General features: G+C 62.8%; 15 protein-coding genes. 12 read left to right on the forward strand and 3 right to left on the reverse strand.

Going from position 1 to position 17,359, the window contains the following annotated elements; genetic code table 11:
- The first annotated feature begins 122 nt into the window (after nt 1-122).
- Together P0D80_RS35225 and P0D80_RS35230 are read left to right on the forward strand one after the other, a co-directional pair.
- Nucleotides 123-1,487 (forward strand): sigma-54 dependent transcriptional regulator, encoded by a 1,365-nt coding sequence (locus P0D80_RS35225; protein ID WP_408290729.1) that lies wholly within the window; start codon nt 123-125, stop codon nt 1,485-1,487.
- Nucleotides 1,488-1,929: 442 nt separating this feature from the next.
- Nucleotides 1,930-2,904, forward strand: coding sequence for a hypothetical protein (locus P0D80_RS35230; protein ID WP_408180944.1), 975 nt, complete (start codon nt 1,930-1,932; stop codon nt 2,902-2,904).
- 52 nt (nt 2,905-2,956) lie between these two features.
- On the opposite strand, the gene P0D80_RS35235 is transcribed toward P0D80_RS35230, so the two are convergent.
- Together P0D80_RS35235 and P0D80_RS35240 are read right to left on the reverse strand one after the other, a co-directional pair.
- Nucleotides 2,957-4,042, reverse strand: coding sequence for a TIGR03118 family protein (locus P0D80_RS35235; RefSeq protein WP_408290732.1), 1,086 nt, complete (start codon nt 4,040-4,042; stop codon nt 2,957-2,959).
- Between the two features lie 120 nt (nt 4,043-4,162).
- A complete protein-coding gene (locus tag P0D80_RS35240; protein WP_408180942.1) occupies nt 4,163-5,566 on the reverse strand; it encodes an aminotransferase-like domain-containing protein in 1,404 nt (467 codons plus the stop codon).
- Nucleotides 5,567-5,860: 294 nt separating this feature from the next.
- Between P0D80_RS35240 and P0D80_RS35245 the strand changes: the two genes are divergently transcribed.
- From P0D80_RS35245 to P0D80_RS35260, 4 genes are all read left to right on the forward strand, one after another.
- Nucleotides 5,861-7,291 (forward strand): amino acid permease, encoded by a 1,431-nt coding sequence (locus P0D80_RS35245; RefSeq protein ID WP_132377305.1) that lies wholly within the window; start codon nt 5,861-5,863, stop codon nt 7,289-7,291.
- On the forward strand, nt 7,291-8,520 hold the full coding sequence (locus tag P0D80_RS35250) for an NAD(P)/FAD-dependent oxidoreductase (protein WP_408290742.1): 1,230 nt from the start codon (nt 7,291-7,293) through the stop codon (nt 8,518-8,520). Before P0D80_RS35245 ends, P0D80_RS35250 begins: the two co-directional genes overlap by 1 nt.
- A 135-nt stretch (nt 8,521-8,655) precedes the next feature.
- Nucleotides 8,656-9,807, forward strand: coding sequence for a branched-chain amino acid ABC transporter substrate-binding protein (locus P0D80_RS35255; RefSeq protein ID WP_132377304.1), 1,152 nt, complete (start codon nt 8,656-8,658; stop codon nt 9,805-9,807).
- 181 nt (nt 9,808-9,988) lie between these two features.
- The gene (locus P0D80_RS35260; protein WP_408180939.1) at nt 9,989-10,603 is read left to right on the forward strand and encodes an HAD family hydrolase; all 615 of its coding nucleotides are present in this window, start codon (nt 9,989-9,991) and stop codon (nt 10,601-10,603) included.
- 24 nt (nt 10,604-10,627) lie between these two features.
- Here the strand turns inward: P0D80_RS35260 and P0D80_RS35265 are convergent, their stop codons facing one another.
- The gene (locus P0D80_RS35265; RefSeq protein WP_408180938.1) at nt 10,628-11,533 is read right to left on the reverse strand and encodes a LysR family transcriptional regulator; all 906 of its coding nucleotides are present in this window, start codon (nt 11,531-11,533) and stop codon (nt 10,628-10,630) included.
- Between the two features lie 160 nt (nt 11,534-11,693).
- Here P0D80_RS35265 and P0D80_RS35270 point away from each other — a divergent pair, with 160 nt between their 5' ends.
- The 6 genes from P0D80_RS35270 (at nt 11,694) to P0D80_RS35295 (ending at nt 17,289) form a co-directional block, all read left to right on the forward strand.
- On the forward strand, nt 11,694-12,029 hold the full coding sequence (locus tag P0D80_RS35270) for an ArsR/SmtB family transcription factor (RefSeq protein ID WP_132377301.1): 336 nt from the start codon (nt 11,694-11,696) through the stop codon (nt 12,027-12,029).
- A complete protein-coding gene (locus P0D80_RS35275) occupies nt 12,026-12,475 on the forward strand; it encodes an SRPBCC family protein (RefSeq protein WP_408290736.1) in 450 nt (149 codons plus the stop codon). The genes P0D80_RS35270 and P0D80_RS35275 overlap by 4 nt, the downstream gene beginning before the upstream one ends.
- Nucleotides 12,476-12,514: 39 nt before the next feature.
- Nucleotides 12,515-13,153, forward strand: a complete 639-nt coding sequence (locus P0D80_RS35280; protein ID WP_408180936.1) for a glutathione S-transferase family protein — start codon at nt 12,515-12,517, stop codon at nt 13,151-13,153.
- Nucleotides 13,154-13,162: 9 nt separating this feature from the next.
- Nucleotides 13,163-13,402, forward strand: coding sequence for a hypothetical protein (locus tag P0D80_RS35285; RefSeq protein ID WP_408180935.1), 240 nt, complete (start codon nt 13,163-13,165; stop codon nt 13,400-13,402).
- Between the two features lie 113 nt (nt 13,403-13,515).
- On the forward strand, nt 13,516-14,514 hold the full coding sequence (locus tag P0D80_RS35290) for an aldo/keto reductase (protein WP_408290739.1): 999 nt from the start codon (nt 13,516-13,518) through the stop codon (nt 14,512-14,514).
- 591 nt (nt 14,515-15,105) lie between these two features.
- Nucleotides 15,106-17,289, forward strand: a complete 2,184-nt coding sequence (locus tag P0D80_RS35295) for a M1 family metallopeptidase (protein WP_408290740.1) — start codon at nt 15,106-15,108, stop codon at nt 17,287-17,289.
- Nucleotides 17,290-17,359 lie beyond the last annotated feature (70 nt).

Consider the following 17,359-nt stretch of genomic DNA (forward strand, 5'->3'; position numbering starts at 1 on the left):
GTTTTCAGCTTCGTGTCAGCACGTATGATTGGGCGGTGGCACGGATCACCCGCACAACAAGCGGCGACGCGCTCTTCGCCATACGGTTCAGGGCAGGTGCTGAGGGACAAGCAAAAAAGACGATGCAGAAAACGAAGGCCATTACGCGGCGCGTCATCTATCTCACACGCGATCCCGTGCCAGGATTGCTGGCGAGCTTTCGGGAACGCGAGTGGGACGTCGAGGTCATCGGCTCGGTGCGCGAGGTTCGGCAAATCGCGCATGACGGCGCGCTGGCCGGCGGTCTCGTCGATCTGTCGAGCGTGTTCGAACCACGTCAGCTTGCCGCGCTGCAAGCGTGTCTCGCCATGCCGAACATCGGCTGGGTGGCGATGGCGGCCGCCCCACACCTCGACGACGCAAGCACACGCCGGTTGGTGCGCGACTACTGTTTCGACTACGTGACGCTCCCCGCTGCGAATGAGCGGATCGTCGACACCGTGGGCCACGCTTGCGGCATGATTTCGCTCGGCGAGCCGGCCTTTGTCGACACGTCCACCGCTGAAGGCGAGATGATCGGCACGTGCGACGCGATGTTCGCGTTGTACCGCTCGATCCGCAAAGTTGCGACCAACAACGCGCCGGTTTTCATCTCCGGCGAATCCGGCACCGGCAAGGAACTGACCGCGGCGGCGATCCACGCGCGTTCGCCGCGCCGTGACGCACCGTTCGTCGCCATCAATTGCGGCGCGATTCCGGCGCAGTTGTTGCAGTCCGAGTTGTTCGGCTACGAGCGCGGCGCATTCACCGGCGCGAATCAACGCCGGGTCGGTCGCGTCGAAGCGGCGAATGGCGGCACGCTGTTTCTCGACGAAATCGGCGATCTGCCGTTCGAGAGTCAGTCGAGCCTGCTGCGGTTTCTGCAGGAGAGCACCATCAATCGTTTGGGCGGCAGTGGCTCGATCGATGTCGACGTACGCATCATCTCCGCAACTCATGTGGATATGGAAGCGGCGATCGAAGACGGCTGCTTTCGCGCGGACCTGTACCACCGCCTGTGCGTACTGAGGATCGACGAGCCGCCGCTACGCGCGCGCGGCAAGGACATCGAATTGCTCGCGCTATACACGCTCGACCGTTACCGCAAGGACGCGACCCGCCGCGTCTACGGCTTTGCACCGGACGCGATCACGGCGATGCATCGCTATGACTGGCCTGGCAACGTGCGGGAACTGATCAACCGGGTTCGGCGCGCCATCGTGATGTCGGAGGCACGCACCATTACGGCGGACGACCTGGAACTATCGAGCTATACCACGGCCGTACCCGTGACGCTCGCTCAGGCACGCGAAACCGCCGAGCGGCAGGCGATCGAACTCGCACTGCTGCGCCATCGCGGCCGCCCCGGCGATGCCGCGCGCGAACTCAGCATCTCACGCACTACGCTCTACCGTCTGCTCACATCGCATGGCATGCGGTACGGAGATGAACCGGATGCGGCGGAATAACGCTGTCGTCTGTCGTAAAGTTGCGAGCGCCCGGGTACGCAAATGACGTGTCTGCCAATCGTCAGCACATCGACGGAATCGCTCACAAGTAAGTTCTTCGCTGCCTTAATAACGCATCCGCAATTATTGCGCGATGCCGATGGTCCACATGAACCTGCGACACTCACCACGTCATGTCTCTCTGCGTTTTGGCGGAAAGGCAATGCAAGGACGTGAAACGATAGACCATACCTGATGCCTGCGCCCCGGTTCATCCGACTCCATCGCCGCAGATCAGCGTGCCCGGCTCGAATGTGACGCCACGATGGCACGAGTCGCAATTTCAAATGCCGCGCACCTTGTGGGGGCTTCCGAGCCCCAGGCAAGAACATGTGGATCCACCTCCGACAGTAACGGCAGCGCTCAAAAGGCGATCTGTCGCTCACGCGTGCCGAGGAGCAATGTGAATCTTTTTCCGTGCACTCTCGTTTATGTCGATGTCGATGCGAAACCGGGGCCCAACTCGACGAGTCGCGATCCGCTCTCGTATGTGAGCCAGGCGATCTGCCTGAATAACAGCTTGCGGCGCGTGGGCATGCCGACCTTAACCATCATGACTAACGCGCCGGACCTGGTCGCGCGCCGGCTCGCGGGCATGCCGACCGAGCATCGTCCGGCAGTGACGCCTCTCGCCGCAACGATCGAGCTGCCGAAGAACATGCCGTTCTACGCCGCGCATTTCAAACTCGATCTGATGGACCAGGTGGCGGAGACCTTGCCCGCCGACACGATGATGTTGTTGCTCGACGCCGATATGGTGGCGCTGCTGCCGCTCGATCACGATCTGATCGAACGATGCGCGCAAGCCGGCCTCGGCGTATTCGATATTTCGGATCAGGTGTTTCCGGCCTACGGCAGCGAACGCGTGGTCGCGGATCTGGAGATCGTTGCGGACCAGCGCTTGATGAATCCGCGCTGGTACGGCGGCGAATTTCTACTCGCGACACCCGCTTCGCTGCGCCGTCTGGTGCCACGCGCGCGAGCCAGTTACGCGCGCTATCTCAGCGAAAGCGAGCACCTGAGGCATCACGGCGACGAAGCGTTCATCTCGGCCGCGCTCAATGCGCTCAGCGACGAAGGACAGGTGCTGATCGAAGTCGGCGCGTATCAGGCGGTAGGGCGCCATTGGCCCGGCAACAACTATCGCGACTTGCGCTGGTTCCGCTGCTGTTCGTTCGTTCATTTGCCTGGCGGCAAGGCACTGCTCGAAAGAGAAGCGCGTTTCGACGATTTCGCGCCGGATCGTTTCTGGCGCCACATGCGCGTGGCGCACCTGCGTGGGCGCGTGCGCCACGCGGTCAAGCGGATCGCGAGGATGCTGAGCGCGGAGCGGCTCGCGATGCTGTCCGCGTGTGCGCTGCGCGGCGTGAAGAGCTAGCCGCGTCAGTCACATACACATTGCGGTGAGCGCCGCACCGCGCCTCCGCTCGTCACATTTTCACGTCGATACGACCATAGACGCCGTTCGCTTCGTCATTCGGCCCTGCGGCGAAAAACAGCGTGTTCACCGGCTGATTGCTGAGTCCATTGCCGAACGCGATCCCCCACAGGCCGTCCTGCACGAACGGAGTGTTGTCGGGCAGATTGATGGCGCCGAGCGACTGGCCGCTCGCCGGATCGAAGGCGTTGATCGTGCCGTCACCGAAGTTGCCGATCAGCACGTCGCCGCTGAACCGTCCAAAATTGGCCGGCGCCTGCGTGACGCCCCACGGCGCATTCAGCACGCCCCCCGAGGCAAAACGCTGCAGGAGATTGCCCGCGGTATCGAAGACATCGACGAAGCCGAGGCCGGCGCCGTCGACGTTGTCGTGCGCCTCCGCATCCTGTTTCGCGTAGGTCACGAAGAGCTTCGCGCCGATTGCCTGAATGCCGAACGGCGCAAAGCCTGCCGGAAGCGACGTGTCCTGAAACTTGCCCGGTGTTGAAACCTTCGCGAAGTTCTTGTCGAAGACGTCGACTCTGTTGTTGTGAAAGTCGGTGGCGTAGAGGAAGTTGGCGCCGCCGTTGCTGGCCAGCGCAAGGCCCTTGTAGACCGCGGCGCTGCTGCCGCTGTCGAATACGACGAAGGCGGTGGTGGGCGCAACGGCCGGCGCCCACGCGGTAATCGTGCCGCCTTCGCCGGCAAAGATGAATGCGCCTACGCCCGATTTGCCGCCTTGGGTCACGACGAAGTCCGTCGTGCCGTTGAACACGATGCCGGTCGGATTCGCCGGCCCGTTGACTCCATTCGGAATGCTGACGACAAGCGATTGTGGCGTGCCGTTGCCGTCATAGAGTGTCGCCAGCGAGGTGGCGTTGTCCGCTACCCAGACGAAACCCTTCGGATTGAACGCAACGCCCCACGCGTTTTTCAGATTCGGGTCCGTATGCGCCGCCGCGACCGCGCCGTCCGATACGAGTGCCGTCGACGTAAACGATTGGTTATTGACCGAATCGGAACCGCCGCACGCTGCGATAAGACCCACCAATGCTGCGCCGCCCACGACGATGCCCAATGACTTAAGCACAGATTTCATGGCCGCACCTCTCTGAGAGACCAATGATCATTGCGCCTATTGAACGCGTGGCGTGGCGGCTTTATTCCTTCGGCAAAGAAGTTTTTTCGACCCGTGTCGGGCGGCCAGTTGGGCGGCGCGTTATATCGTGCCGAACAGCGCGCGCGGACGATCCTTGAGCGTGCCAGTCAACAGCCGCAGCGCGCTCACGAGTTGATCGCGGCTGGTCGCACAGGCGAGGTTGATACGCACCCCGTGCTCGATCTCCGACCGGTCCACCGCAAACGCCGACGACGGCATCACCACGACGCCACGCGCCTTCGCATTGGCCGCGAAGTCGTCAGCGCGCCACGGTGGCGGCAACTTGAGCCACACGAACATGCAGGCCGGATCGGTCTGCAGCAACTCCTGCGGCAACAGCTCGCGCGCGAGGTCCTGGCGCGCGCGAATCTCGGCGAGCTGCGCGTCCATGATGTGGCGCGCGGTGCCGTCCTCGATCCAGATCGACGCGATCAGCATCGACATCGGCGCGGGCATCCATGCCGTCGTGCGGACGGCTTCCGCGCATAGCGCGGCGCTGTCCGGCGGGCTCAGCAGATAGCCGAGCCGCAGGCCGGGGGCGAGGATTTTCGAGGTCGCCGCGAGGTGGAAGGTGAGTTCCGGACACAGGCTCGCGATCGTCGGCAGACGTTGCGAGACGAGCGGACCGTACACGTCGTCCTCGATGATCGCCACGCTGTGCCGGCGTGCAATATCGACGAGCGCCATGCGGCGTTCGAGACTCATGGTCGTGACAGTTGGGTTCTGCAGATTCGGCACCGTGAAAATCGCCTTCACGGGCATGCGCCGGCAGGCGCGTTCCACTTCGTCGGTCAGCAGCCCGTCGCGATCGCTAGGAATACCGACGATCTCGAACTGGAACACCGGCGCCAGCGCCTTGAGGCCGTAGTAGGTGAGCTGATCGGCGAGAATCACGCCGTCGGTGCCGATCAGGCTGTTCAGCACCGCATACAAGCCATGCTGCGCGCCGCTCGTGACAACCACGTGATCGGCCGACGGCACAAAGCCGGGCGCGGCCATCCAGCGCGCGCCGGCCACGCGCGCCCACGCGGGCCCTTGCGGCGGCTGGTACTCCTGTAATTGCGGGTAGCGCGGATCGCGCGGCAATTCGGCCAGCGTGCGAGCGAGGCAGTTCAGGAACTCGCCCGTGGCCGGACGGTTGACGGTCAGATCGATCGCCGCGTTGCTCATGGCCTGCGCCGGCTCCACGCTCGGCATCGCGCCGCCGGTCACGAGCGAGCCGCGCCGTTTGCTGCCGATCACCAGCCCGCGCAGCTGCAGCTCCTTGTACGCCCGCGAAACCGTCGACACGTTGATGCCCAGTTCGGTGGCGAGTTGCCGCTGCGGCGGCAGGCGGCTGCCGGGCGGATAGATACCGCTGCGAATCTCGTTCTCGATCGAACTGGACACCTCGATATAGGTGGAGCGTTTCGCCTGCTCCGGGGCGCCAGGGGCGGAGCGGGCGGCGTCTTTGTCAGAAGCCATAAGATCAGGTGTCTCCATACAAAACCGGCTTTGTCCGCAATTGTGCGGAGGTTCGCCGATTCTATACCAGACATGCCTGACTGCAAGCCTTCAACCGATTACTCACGCGGCCACGGGGCGCTGGCAAGGAGCGCACCCGCAACGATCCAGGGAAAGTGCCAGGGCCACACAATGTGCGTTTTAATTGCACACAAAAAAATATTGTGTGATTCTAGATGTCATGTTTTGTCTGGTGGCGTGAATCAGGAAACGTCGCCGGACTGTGTCCAGCAATCTGTCAGCAGGAGTTGTCCGATGAGCTTTCCCCAGTCCTCCGCACCCGACACCACGCCGAAACTCGGCGCCGCGCTGCGTCAGCGGCACGTCACGATGATCGCGCTCGGCGGCATTATCGGCGCGGGCCTTTTCGTCGGCAGCAGCGCGACGCTCGCCACCGTCGGACCCGCCGCGTGCGTGTCGTATCTCGTGGCCGGCATCGTCGTGCTGATGGTCATGCGCATGCTCGGCGAAATGGCGCTGGCGGTGCCCGGCGTCGGCTCGTTCACCGAATACGCGCGCATCGGCCTCGGCAATTGGGCAGGTTTCACCAGCGGCTGGCTGTACTGGTACTTCTGGGTGATCGTCGTCGCGGTCGAGGCCGTGGCGGGCGCGGCGATCCTGCAGCGGTGGATTCCCGCACCGGTGTGGATGATCGGCCTCGTGCTGCTGTCGGTGATGACGTTGATCAATCTGCTGTCGGTGAAATCGTATGGCGAATTCGAGTTCTGGTTCGCATCGATCAAGGTCGCGGCGATCATCGTCTTTATCGCCATCGGCGCGGCCTATGTGTTCGGCTTCGGCCATACCGGCAGCGCCGTGGCGAACCTGAGCAGCAATCGCGGCTTCATGCCGTTTGGCGCCATGTCGATTTTCGCGGCCGTGCCGACAGTGATTTTCGCGGTGGGCGGCGCGGAGATCGCCACCATCGCCGCCGCCGAATCGGATGATCCGGCCAAAAGCGTTGCGGCCATGACGCGCTCGGTGATTCTGCGAGTCATCACGTTCTATGTCGGGTCGATGTTCCTGATCGCATGCATCGTGCCGTGGGGCAGCATCGTCACCGGACACTCGCCGTTCGTCGCCGCGCTCGAAACGATGCGGATTCCCGGCTCGGCCGACATCATGAACGCCATCGTGCTGGTCGCCGTGCTCTCGGCGCTGAATTCGGGCTTGTATGTGTCCTCGCGGATTCTGTTCCGGCTCGCCGAACGGGGCGACGCGCCGAAGTCGCTGCTGAAGCTGACCCCGCACAAGGTGCCGCGCCTCGCCGTGCTGCTGAGCAGTGTCGTCGGCTATGTGGCGATCGTTGCGGCCATTGTGTCGCCGCAGGGCGTGTTCCTGTTCCTCGTGAACGCGTCGGGCGCCGTGATGCTGTTCGTCTATCTCGCGACGGCGCTTGCGCAAATCCGCATCCGTCGGCGCATCGAGGCCACCGAACCGCAACGGCTCACGCTGAAAATGTGGCTGTTTCCGGGGCTCTCGTATGCGGTGGTGGCGGCGATCGTCGGCGTGCTCGTCGCGATGGGCTCCGATCCGTCGCTGCGCCCGCAATTGATGGCGAGCGCGGCGAGTCTCGCGGTGGCGTCGGCGGCTTATATGCTGGTAGCGAAACGCCAGCAGAGCGGCGGCACCGCGACGGGCTATCGGTCGCAGATCGGCCAGGAAGCATTTGAAGGGCGCAAATGATGCCGGAGATTGCCATCATCGGTGCGGGATTCATCGGCCTCGCGAGCGCTGCGTCGTTGATGCGCGACGGCCATCGGGTCACGCTGTTCGATCCGGCCGGCGTGGGGCAGGGCGCCTCGTTCGGCAATGCCGGCACCTTCGCGCACTATGCGTGCATTCCGGTCAACAACCCGTCCGTGTTCCGAGATTTACCGCGTTTTCTGCTGTCGAACCAAAGCCCGTTCAGATTGCGTTGGGGATATCTGCCGCATCTCGCGCCGTGGCTCGTGCGCTTCATGATGAGCTCGCTGCCGCGCCGCTACGAAACGAGCGCGGGTGCGCTCGCCGCGCTGCTGGATTGCGCGCAGGACGGCTACGCGCCGCTGCTTGCCAATGCGGAGCTGGCACGTTTCGTCCGGCCGCGTGAGTGTCTCTATCTGTATTCGAACGCGGCTTCGTTCGATGCCGCGCGTCCCGCGCTCGATCTGCGGAAAAAACTGGGCGTGGCTTTCGATGTGCTCGACGGCGCCGCTATTCGCGCGCTTGAACCGGGACTGGCGCCGATCTTCGAGCGCGGCGTGCTGTTCAGCAATAGCTGGCACTTTTCCGACCCGCAAGGCTTTCTGCAGACGCTTTACGAGCAACTCGCCGCGCAGGGGCTGAAGCTCGAACGCTCGACTGTCGATGCGGTGCAACCCGGCGCGGACGGCGCGAGCCTGAGCGTCGGCGGCGTGGCGCGGCGTTTCGATCACGTGGTGGTGGCGACCGGCGCGCGTTCGGCCCATTTCGCCAGCCAGTGCGGCGACCCGGTTCCGCTCGACACGGAGCGCGGCTATCACGTGCGCTTTCCCGGCGCGCAGCACCTGGTGTCGCGGCCGGTCGGCTGGGCCGAGCGCGGTTTCTACATGACGCCGATGAGTGACGGCTTGCGCGTGGCGGGCACGGTCGAACTCGCCGGCTTTGGCGACACGCGCAACCGCTCGCTGCTCGACCTGCTGACGTTTTCATCGAAACGGGCGTTGCCCGCACTCGAAACACCGGATAGCAACTGGCTCGGCTTTCGCCCCACATTGCCCGACGGCGTGCCGGTGCTCGCACGCTCACGCGCGAGCGAGCGCGTGATCTACGCATTCGGCCATCAGCATCTGGGTTTGACTCTGGCGGGCGTGAGCGGACGCATCGTCGCCGATCTGATCGCGCGGCGTGCGCCGCCGCTCGATCTCGCGCCCTACGCGGCCACGCGCTTTTGATTGCAGCAGAGGACAGGTTCGGAGTCGTTTTATTCAGGCTTTACAGCAAGCATCGCAGAGCGGTTTCGACGCGTCGCGCATCGGATCGGCCCACCTGCACACACGCGCGACGTCACATCTCGCAAGGAGCGCATCATGAATCGCCGCTATTGGCTGTTGAGTGCCACTGTCTGTGCACTCGCCACGTATATGCCGTTTTCGTGGGCCGCCGACCCCCAGATTGTCAAGATCGGTTTCGTCGGACCGTTGACGGGGCCGGTTGCCCGCGTCGGCAAGGACTTGCAGTACGGCGCGCAGCTGGCGCTCGATGAAGAGAACGCGAAGAACCCGGTGATCGGCGGCAAGCCGGTCAAGTTCGTGCTCGACGTGCAGGACGATCAGGCCGATCCGCGCGTGGCGATTCAGGTCGCACAGAAGCTGGTCGACGACGGCGTGGTCGGCGTGATCGGCCATTACAACTCGGGCTGCAGCATTCCGGCGTCGACGGTGTATCACCAGGCGAACGTGGCGATGATCACGCCGGGCTCGACCAATCCGCAATTGACCAAGCAAGGCTTCAAGAACGTGTTTCGTACGATGGGCCACGACGGTATCGGCGGCGTCGTGGCGGGGCATTTCGTGGTGGAGCAGATGAAGGCGAAGCGCATTGCCATCATCGACGACCGCACCGCTTTCGGACAGGGGCTGGCCGATGCATTCGAGAAGGGCGTCAAGGAAGCGAATGGCAACATCGTCGATCGGGAATTCACCAACGACAAAGCGATCGATTTTCGCGCCATTCTGACCACGCTCAAGAGCAAGAACGTCGACCTGATTTTCTTCGGCGGGCTGGATGAGCAAGGCGCGATGCTGGTCAAGCAGATGCGGTCGCTCGGCATGTCCGCGCAGCTGTTCGGTGCCGGCGCGCTGAAGAGCAACGCGTTCCTGCAGATCGCCGGCACGGCGGGCAACGGGACGCAGGATCTCGAGCCGGGCCCGGCGCTCGACAAGCTGCCTGCCGCGCAGGCGTTCGGCAAGCGCTATAAGGCGCGCTTCAATCAGGATGTCGAACTGTACGCGCCGTTTTCCTATGACGCCGCACTCGCCATGCTGAAAGCGATTCACGCCGCCGACTCGCTCGATCGCGCGAAGATCGTCGACAGTCTCGCCAAGGTCACGGTCACGGGCGTCACCGGCAATATCACCTTCGATCCGTATGGCGATCTGATCAAGCCGCCGTACACCTTGTTCCAGGTCGAGCAAGGCCAATGGAAAAGCGTCAAGACGGTGGGCGGCAGCGGCGCATGATGGCAGGTCTGGAAGCAAGCCATATTTCACCGCTTGGCTGAGGTCTGAGAAAAACCCGTGACGCCGGCTGTTGCCGGCAGTCGCGGTTTTGTCGAGGCACAATGGAAACAGGCAACCGTTCGGCGTCATCGCGCCGCGCGGTTGCTTCGTTTCTGAAAGCTTTCGACGCGAGGCCGACAGCATGACCGCATCCATCACGCTGGTTCTGTTCGACATGGAAGGTGTTCTGACCCACTACGACCGCGCCGCACGGGTCGGTCATCTGGCGGCCACCGCGGGGTGCTCGCCAGACATCGTGCGTCACGCAATCTGGGGATCGGGCCTCGAAGCGCGTGCGGACGCAGGCCAGATCAGCGATGACGAGTATCTGCGCGAGTTGGGCATGCTACTGAACTACCCGGTCAGCCGCGACGACTGGTTGGCCGCGCGCCACGCGTCGATTACGCCGAACCAGGAAGCGCTCGCGCTTGCCGCCAAAGTCGCCGAGCGGCACCGTATCGCGGTGCTGACGAACAACTGCCGCTTGTTGACCGATCACATCGCTTATCTGAATCCGCCTGTCGCGCGGCTGTTCGCCTCGCACGTTTACTCGTCGGCGGCGTTTGGTGCCGCGAAACCGGCGGCGCAAACCTATCTGCGTTGTCTGGAGCAACTCGGCGTGCCCGCGGCCCAAACGCTTTTCGTCGACGATACGGCGGCCAACGTGAACGGCGCGGTCGATGCGGGACTGCAAGGGCACCTGTTCGTCAGCGTCGCAGCTTTGTCGGACGAATTGCAGCGTCGCGGGTTGACATAGCGGCGGTGGCGGTTTTCAAACTCGCTAATCGCTGAAGTCCGGATTCTGCTGCACCAGTTCGTGCACCCACTCGCTGAACACCCGCACGGACATGCTCAAACGACGGTGCGGATAAAGAATCGAGAGCGGCAACGGCGCGCAATGGCAGTCGCGCAAAATCTCACGCAGCGCGCCGGATTCGAGCGCCTTCGCCACCATGAAGCGCGGCGTCTGGATCAGGCCCAAGCCTTCCACTGCCGACGCAACATAGACCAGGCCTTCGTTGACCGCGAGCTTGCCCTCGATCGGTCTTTTGATGAGGATGCCGTCCGCTTCGAACTCCATCGGATAGACCCGCCCCGTGCGCGCGGAAAAATAATTCACGGCGTGATGCCGGTCGAGATCGTCGGGCGTGGCGGGCTCGCCCATCTGCTCGAGATAGGCGGGCGCGGCGCAAATCGTCATGCGCACGCTGCCGAGCGAGCGTGCCACGAGGTTCGAATCGTCGAGCACGCCGATGCGGATCACGCAATCCACGCCTTCCTGCACGAGATCCACGTTGCGGTCCGCCAATCCCAGCTTCACCGTGATGTCGGGATAGCGCGCGTTGAAATCGCGCATCACCGGAACCAGCACGTGAGCCGCGAACGTGGCGGACGTGTCGACGCGGACCGTGCCGCGCGGACTCTGGCGTTTGCTCGATAACGCCGACTCGGCGTCGGAGACCTCGGCGAGAATGCGTGCGCAGTATTCGTAGTAGAGCGCGCCGTCGTCGGTGACCTGCACGCGGCGCGTCGTGCGGTTCAGCAGCCGCACGCCCAGGTGGCTCTCCAGATTCTGCACGACCGTCGACACGGAGGCTCGCGGCATTTCCAGCGAATCGGCCGCTTTCGAGAAACTGGACGCGTCGACGACGCGCTTGAACACTGCCATGCCTTGAAGAAGGTCCATACGGTGCTGTCCTCTGGAAGCTGAGCGAAGACCTACTCGCGAATCGTTGGAATGATAGCCGCGGCGCGTTGATGTCGGACAGTGCAAACCGGCCTACGGGTTCACGGAGTCGGCCGCAAAAAACCTTGACTCCCGGAACTCACGGCCTATAGTTCACCATATGGCAAAGTCTCCAGTCAGTCAACTCGATCGTACGTTTTCCGCCCTCGTGGATCCCACGCGGCGGGCCATCCTCGCGCGTCTGGAGCGTGAGCCCGGTCTGTCGGTCACGGAAATCGCGCGTCCGTTGCCGCTCAAACTTCCTGCCGTCATGAAGCACCTCGACGTGCTGAGCGACGCGGGTCTGGTGGCGCGCACGAAAAGCGGCCGAACCGTCTCGGTCGAACTGGTTGCCGGGCCGATGGAAGAAGCGATGGCGTGGTTGCGACGCTACGAACGCTTCTGGTCCGCGAGTCTCGACCGGCTCGCCGATTTTGTTGAGAGGAACGACGAATGAACGAAAAGCCCAGCCTGACCATCGTGCGGCGCATCAAGGCGCCACCTGCAAGAGTCTACGCAGCATGGACGCGGCCCGAGTTGATGGCGCGCTGGTGGGGACCGGACGCCGGGCCGGTGCTGAGCGCCGAAGCCGATCCGCGCGTGGGCGGCCGCTTTCGTGTGGTGTTTCAGACACTGGATGGCGAAACGCACGACTGCCGCGGCGAGTACCAGGAGGTCGAAGCGGAGCGCAAGCTCGTCTTCACGTGGGAGTGGGTCACGCTGCCTGAGCGCCGGTCGCTGGTGACGATCCGGTTTCGTCCGATCGAAGAGGGCACCGAACTGCATTTCAATCACGCGCAGTTCTTCGACGAGGCTGCACGCGATGGTCATCAAACCGGCTGGACCGGTGCATTCGAGAAGCTGGACGCACTGCTTGCCGAGCTGGAAAACGAAGCCGAATGAAGCACATTCCACCGAAGTCAACGCATACCGAGGTCGACCATGAAGCTTTACTATGCTGAAACGCTGTCTCCCAGAAAATCCTGTGCGCTAGCCAAATATTTAGGCTTGCCAATCGACTACGCCTTTGTCGATCTGGGCAAAGGCGAGCAAACCCGACCGGACTATCTGGCGATCAATCCGAACGGCAAGGTGCCTTGTCTCGTCGACGGCGAGAAGATCATCTGGGAGGCCGACGCGATCCTGTGCCATCTTGCGCAGCGCGCGGAATCCCCGCTCTGGCCGCGGGGCGCGCAGCAGCAGATCGAAATCGTGCGCTGGTTCAGCTGGAATAGCCAGCATCTGCTCCGGCATGCCGGCGCGCTTTACTTCGAGTACCTGATCAAACCGTGGGTCGGACTCGGCGAGCCCGACCCCGCGAAGGTCGCCGAAGCGCAAGGTTTTTTCCGCAAGCATGCTGCCGTGCTCAACCAGCATCTGAAGGGACGCAAGTGGCTGCTGGGTGACGACATGTCGGTGGCGGATTTCTCGGTCGGCATCGCGCTGCCGTATGCGAAAAGCGCGGCAATGCCGGTTGAAGAGTTTCCGGAAGTGGTGCGCTGGCACGATCAGTTGAACGCGATCGACGCATGGCGCGACCCGTTTCCCGCGCGGCAGGAACGCGCCACGGCGAACGCCTGAGGAGGAGCCATGTGCTGCGCGATAGTTGCACTCTCGATGACCTTGCTGGCCAGTTGGCGCGGCGTGTCGGGCTCGCTCGTCGGCCGCGCCGGGCGGCTGCGCGGGATCGCGATCGCGGTTATCGCGATCGGCGCGGCGGCGGGGTCCGCGACGGCTGCGGATCAGTTCGCGGCGGCGGATGGCGGACAACAATCGTCGTTGATCGCGCGGCTGGCTAGCATGCCGATTTGCGGGCACTTTATCCGCTAATGGCGCGTGACGTGTGATCGCCGAAGCAGGGCGCTCTGGGTGGCTTCAACGTGCTGTGCCGATTTGCCGTATCGTACAGAGTCACTGTACTGCGCGCGAATCGAGGGCACGTCATGGCACTTTCGTCAAAAACCGCTGTAGGGCTTTCTGGCAGACGCCGTTTTCTGCGCACGGCACGCGGCACCGCAATCGGCTTGTCAGCATCGCTCGCTTTGCCGCGATTGACGGCCGGTCAAACCCCAACGCCGTCTGAGTCGCAAACCGAATCCGCCAGCTCGCCGCTGCCGCGCATGGCGCAACGCGTGATTCCCGCCACGGGCGAACGCTTGCCCGTGGTCGGCTGCGGCACCTGGCGGACCTTCGATGTCGGCAACGATCCCGCCGGCCGCGCGCAACTCGCTGACGTGCTGCGCATCCTGTTCGAAGCCGGTGGTTCGGTGATCGATTCATCGCCGATGTACGGCTCGTCGGAAGCCGTCGCCGGCGCGCTGCTCACGCAACTGAACGCGCACAACAAGGCCTTCGTCGCCGCCAAGGTCTGGACCGACGGACGCGAGGCGGGCATCGCGCAGATGGAAGAATCGCTGCGCCGCTTTCAGCAGCCGCGTATCGATCTGATGCAGGTTCACAACCTGCTCGACTGGCGCACGCAACTCGCCACGCTGCGCGACTGGAAAGCGCGCGGCCGGATTCGCTATATCGGCATCACGCACTACACGTCGAGTGCTTTCGACGAAGTCGCCGCCGTCATGCGCAGCGACAAGCCCGACTTCGTGCAGATCAACTACGCAGCCGACGACCGCGCCGCCGAGTCGCGCATCTTGCCGCTCGCGGCGGAGTTGGGCATCGGCGTCGTGATCAACCAGCCCTTCGGCGGCGGCGGCCTGCTGGCACGCGTCGGCAAAACGCCGCTGCCTGCGTGGGTTAAGGAAATCGGCTGCACGAGTTGGGCGCAGGTTCTTTTGAAGTTCGTGCTCGCGCAGCCGGCGGTGACGGTGGTGATTCCAGGCACGGGGCGTCCGCAATACATGGCGGACAACGTTAGGGCCGGTTCTGGCCCATTACCCGACAAGGCGATGTGCGCACGAATCGTGGCAGCGGTGAATGGCTAGCCGATCATTTGCGTATTAATCGCGCTAATTGCTTTGTGAACTCTCCAGCTAGTTCAAATTAATGCCTCCCTCGTCGTTAATCGTTCGCGCCATTGCGCTATAGCACAATACTGTGCAAAGAAAAATAAAGTTTCCCGTAGTCGAGAACGATATTGCGATTTCTAGAGGATTAACTCAGTCCCATTACTGAAGCCATTCGGTTTGCATACGAAAAACACAAGTCAAAGAAAGATTGTGAAAGGAAGTTGACACGGGAACGTTTGCCAAACTAGGCTACGCACTGTCGTCAAAAACTGACCTCGGTTTAATCCACCTGCCCGGAGACGCAGGTAAGCCGCCGCTTTGCCGGTCAGCCGGACGATCGAATGAAGGCCGGAAAATACGACCCAAGCTGTCGTTGTGAAAGCATTGTAATAAACGTGTGTCGCAATTCTAAAATCAGCCACAAGTGCTGAGGCGCCAACACGTCCCTATATTCTCGCTAGCAATTCGGTGCTAGTGCGGGAGACCTTTTTCGCTGAAAAAAAGAGAAAACCAGCATAAGCACTCAACGCACTTTCTTTTGCCGATATTGTCAGTCGAGGATTAATCATGCGTATAAATTTCCGATTGCAGATGCAGTGCCTCGCACTAGCCGGAATTGCGGTTCTGGCGGGATGCGGCGGCAGCGACGGCTCGTCTTCCTTGACGAGCAAATCCGGGCAGGCGCCCGCGGCCGCACCGGCCGCCTCCGAAGTGGCGCTGGCCCCGCCCGCCGCGCCGGTCGTGGCGGACACATCGATCAACAAGACGGTGCCGCCGGTCGAGTTGCCCGACACGGTCACACCGGTCAACTACAAGCTATGGTTCCGGCCGAACCCCGCGCTGTCTTCGTTCGACGGCCGCGCCGACGTGCAGATCAAGGTGCAGAAAGCCGTCAACGCGATCACGATCGCCGGGCACCGGGTCAAGTTCACCAACGGCACGATCACGCTTCAGCCGGGCAATATCCCGCTGATCGCCACGCCGCAGGACGACGGCGACTTCTATCAGCTGCGCCCCGTGAGCGGGCAGATCGCCGCCGGCAATTACTCGCTGCACATGGAGTGGAGCGGCATCATCAACTTCAAGACCTATGACGATCCGGTCGCAAAGACCGGCGGCAGTTGCGGCGACGATCCCTATCCGGGCTGCTCCGCGGCCGAAGGGGTGTTCCGCGTCGATCTGAAGTCGACCGACGGCACGACCAGCGGCGCAATCCTCACGCAAGGCGAATCGAACCTGGCGCGTCAATGGTTCCCGGGTTGGGACGAGCCGGCTTTCCGGTCCACCTACGAGGTGAGTGCGGAAGTCCCGCAGAACTGGAACGTCGTCTCGAACGCGGCCGAGAAACCGGCGGTGAACGTGGATAGCGGCTACAAGCTCGTGTCGTTCGAGAAGACACCACCCATGCCGTCGTATCTGCTGTTCTTCGGCGGCGGTCAGTTCGACATTCTCGAAGACGACTTTTCGAGCCCGCTGCCCGACGGTAAAGGGCTGCATCTGCGCATCTTCACGCCGCCCGGCATGCGTGACTGGGCCAAGCCGGCCATGCAACAGACCAAGCAGGCGCTCGATTACTACTACCGCTACACCGGCATTCCGTTGCCGCTCACCAAGTTCGACACCATCGCGGCCAACGACGCGTTCAAGGAGCAGAAGGACCTGAACTTCGGCGGCATGGAGAACTGGGGCGCGATTCTCGAATTCGCCGACGACATTCTGCCGGCGCCCGGCACGACCATGTCCGACTACGGTGTGACGGTGCTCACGCACGAAGCCGCGCACCAATGGTTCGGCGACCTCGTCACGCTCGACTGGTGGGACGACGTCTGGCTGAACGAGTCGTTCGCGACGTTCTTCGAGAACAAGACCAAGGTGCGCTTCTTCCCGGACCGCTTCAGCTGGGTCGACGACGTGAAGAACAAGTACGCCGTGATCAATGCGGACCTGAAGTCCACCTCGTTCCCGGTGCAGCCGAACTTCAACGGCTGGGCGTCGAACGACTTCGTGCTGAGCGCGAGCGCCTTCACGTACGATAAGGGCGGTCACGTGCTGAAGATGCTGGAGAACTACCTCGGCGAAGAAGTGATGCGCAAGGGTCTGCAGTCGTATCTCGCCGACTATTCGTTCGGCAACGTCACGCCCAAGCGTCTGTGGGACGAACTGGCGAAGGCGAGCGGCCAGCCGATGGTGGCGATCGGCGACAGTTTCGTGCGACAAACAGGCGTGCCGCTGATCTCGCTCGACACGCAGTGCGATCTGACGACCAATCAGACCGTGGTCACCCTGAAACAGTCGCCGTTCCCGAACCAGAATCAGTACCCGGGCACGCAGTGGACCATTCCGTTGACGCTCGCGTACGGCGACGGTCTGACTTCACGCAAGACGCTGGCGATGAAGGACACGCAAACGCAGGTGCGTCTGAACGGCTGTTCCGCGGTGCTCGCCGATCCGAGCGGTCTCGACTACTACGTGACCAACTACAGCAACAGCGCGTGGAGCCAGTTGCTCGCGCAGGGTAACGCGCTGAAGGATCCGGTCCTGCTGACCAGTCTGCAACTCGAGGCGAAGCTGTTGGTGAACAACGGTCTCGCGGACCCGTCGCGCGTCACCAGCATCGGTTCGCTGAGTCCGGCGGCCACACCGCTTGCGCGTCAGTTGCTGATGACCGTGCCGACGACGCAATCGCAGCGTCCGACGATCCGCTATCAGGGTAAGTTCAAAGTGAAGCCGCAGGCGCAGCAAGGCCAATAAGCGGCAGTGTTGGGTATGTCTATTATACACATATGACGCTGCCCACGATATCCGAGGCGTGTAGAACTAG

Source organism: Paraburkholderia sp. RL17-373-BIF-A (genome assembly GCF_046030175.1).
GTDB lineage: Bacteria > Pseudomonadota > Gammaproteobacteria > Burkholderiales > Burkholderiaceae > Paraburkholderia.

Coding starts and splice junctions, on each gene's coding strand:
- P0D80_RS35225 (WP_408290729.1), top strand. CDS start 123: ATGCAGAAAACGAAGGCCATTACGCGGCGCGTCATCTATCTCACACGC.
- P0D80_RS35235 (WP_408290732.1), bottom strand. CDS start 4,042: ATGAAATCTGTGCTTAAGTCATTGGGCATCGTCGTGGGCGGCGCAGCA.
- P0D80_RS35240 (WP_408180942.1), bottom strand. CDS start 5,566: ATGGCTTCTGACAAAGACGCCGCCCGCTCCGCCCCTGGCGCCCCGGAG.
- P0D80_RS35245 (WP_132377305.1), top strand. CDS start 5,861: ATGAGCTTTCCCCAGTCCTCCGCACCCGACACCACGCCGAAACTCGGC.
- P0D80_RS35250 (WP_408290742.1), top strand. CDS start 7,291: ATGCCGGAGATTGCCATCATCGGTGCGGGATTCATCGGCCTCGCGAGC.
- P0D80_RS35255 (WP_132377304.1), top strand. CDS start 8,656: ATGAATCGCCGCTATTGGCTGTTGAGTGCCACTGTCTGTGCACTCGCC.
- P0D80_RS35260 (WP_408180939.1), top strand. CDS start 9,989: ATGACCGCATCCATCACGCTGGTTCTGTTCGACATGGAAGGTGTTCTG.
- P0D80_RS35265 (WP_408180938.1), bottom strand. CDS start 11,533: ATGGACCTTCTTCAAGGCATGGCAGTGTTCAAGCGCGTCGTCGACGCG.
- P0D80_RS35270 (WP_132377301.1), top strand. CDS start 11,694: ATGGCAAAGTCTCCAGTCAGTCAACTCGATCGTACGTTTTCCGCCCTC.
- P0D80_RS35275 (WP_408290736.1), top strand. CDS start 12,026: ATGAACGAAAAGCCCAGCCTGACCATCGTGCGGCGCATCAAGGCGCCA.
- P0D80_RS35280 (WP_408180936.1), top strand. CDS start 12,515: ATGAAGCTTTACTATGCTGAAACGCTGTCTCCCAGAAAATCCTGTGCG.
- P0D80_RS35285 (WP_408180935.1), top strand. CDS start 13,163: ATGTGCTGCGCGATAGTTGCACTCTCGATGACCTTGCTGGCCAGTTGG.
- P0D80_RS35290 (WP_408290739.1), top strand. CDS start 13,516: ATGGCACTTTCGTCAAAAACCGCTGTAGGGCTTTCTGGCAGACGCCGT.
- P0D80_RS35295 (WP_408290740.1), top strand. CDS start 15,106: ATGCGTATAAATTTCCGATTGCAGATGCAGTGCCTCGCACTAGCCGGA.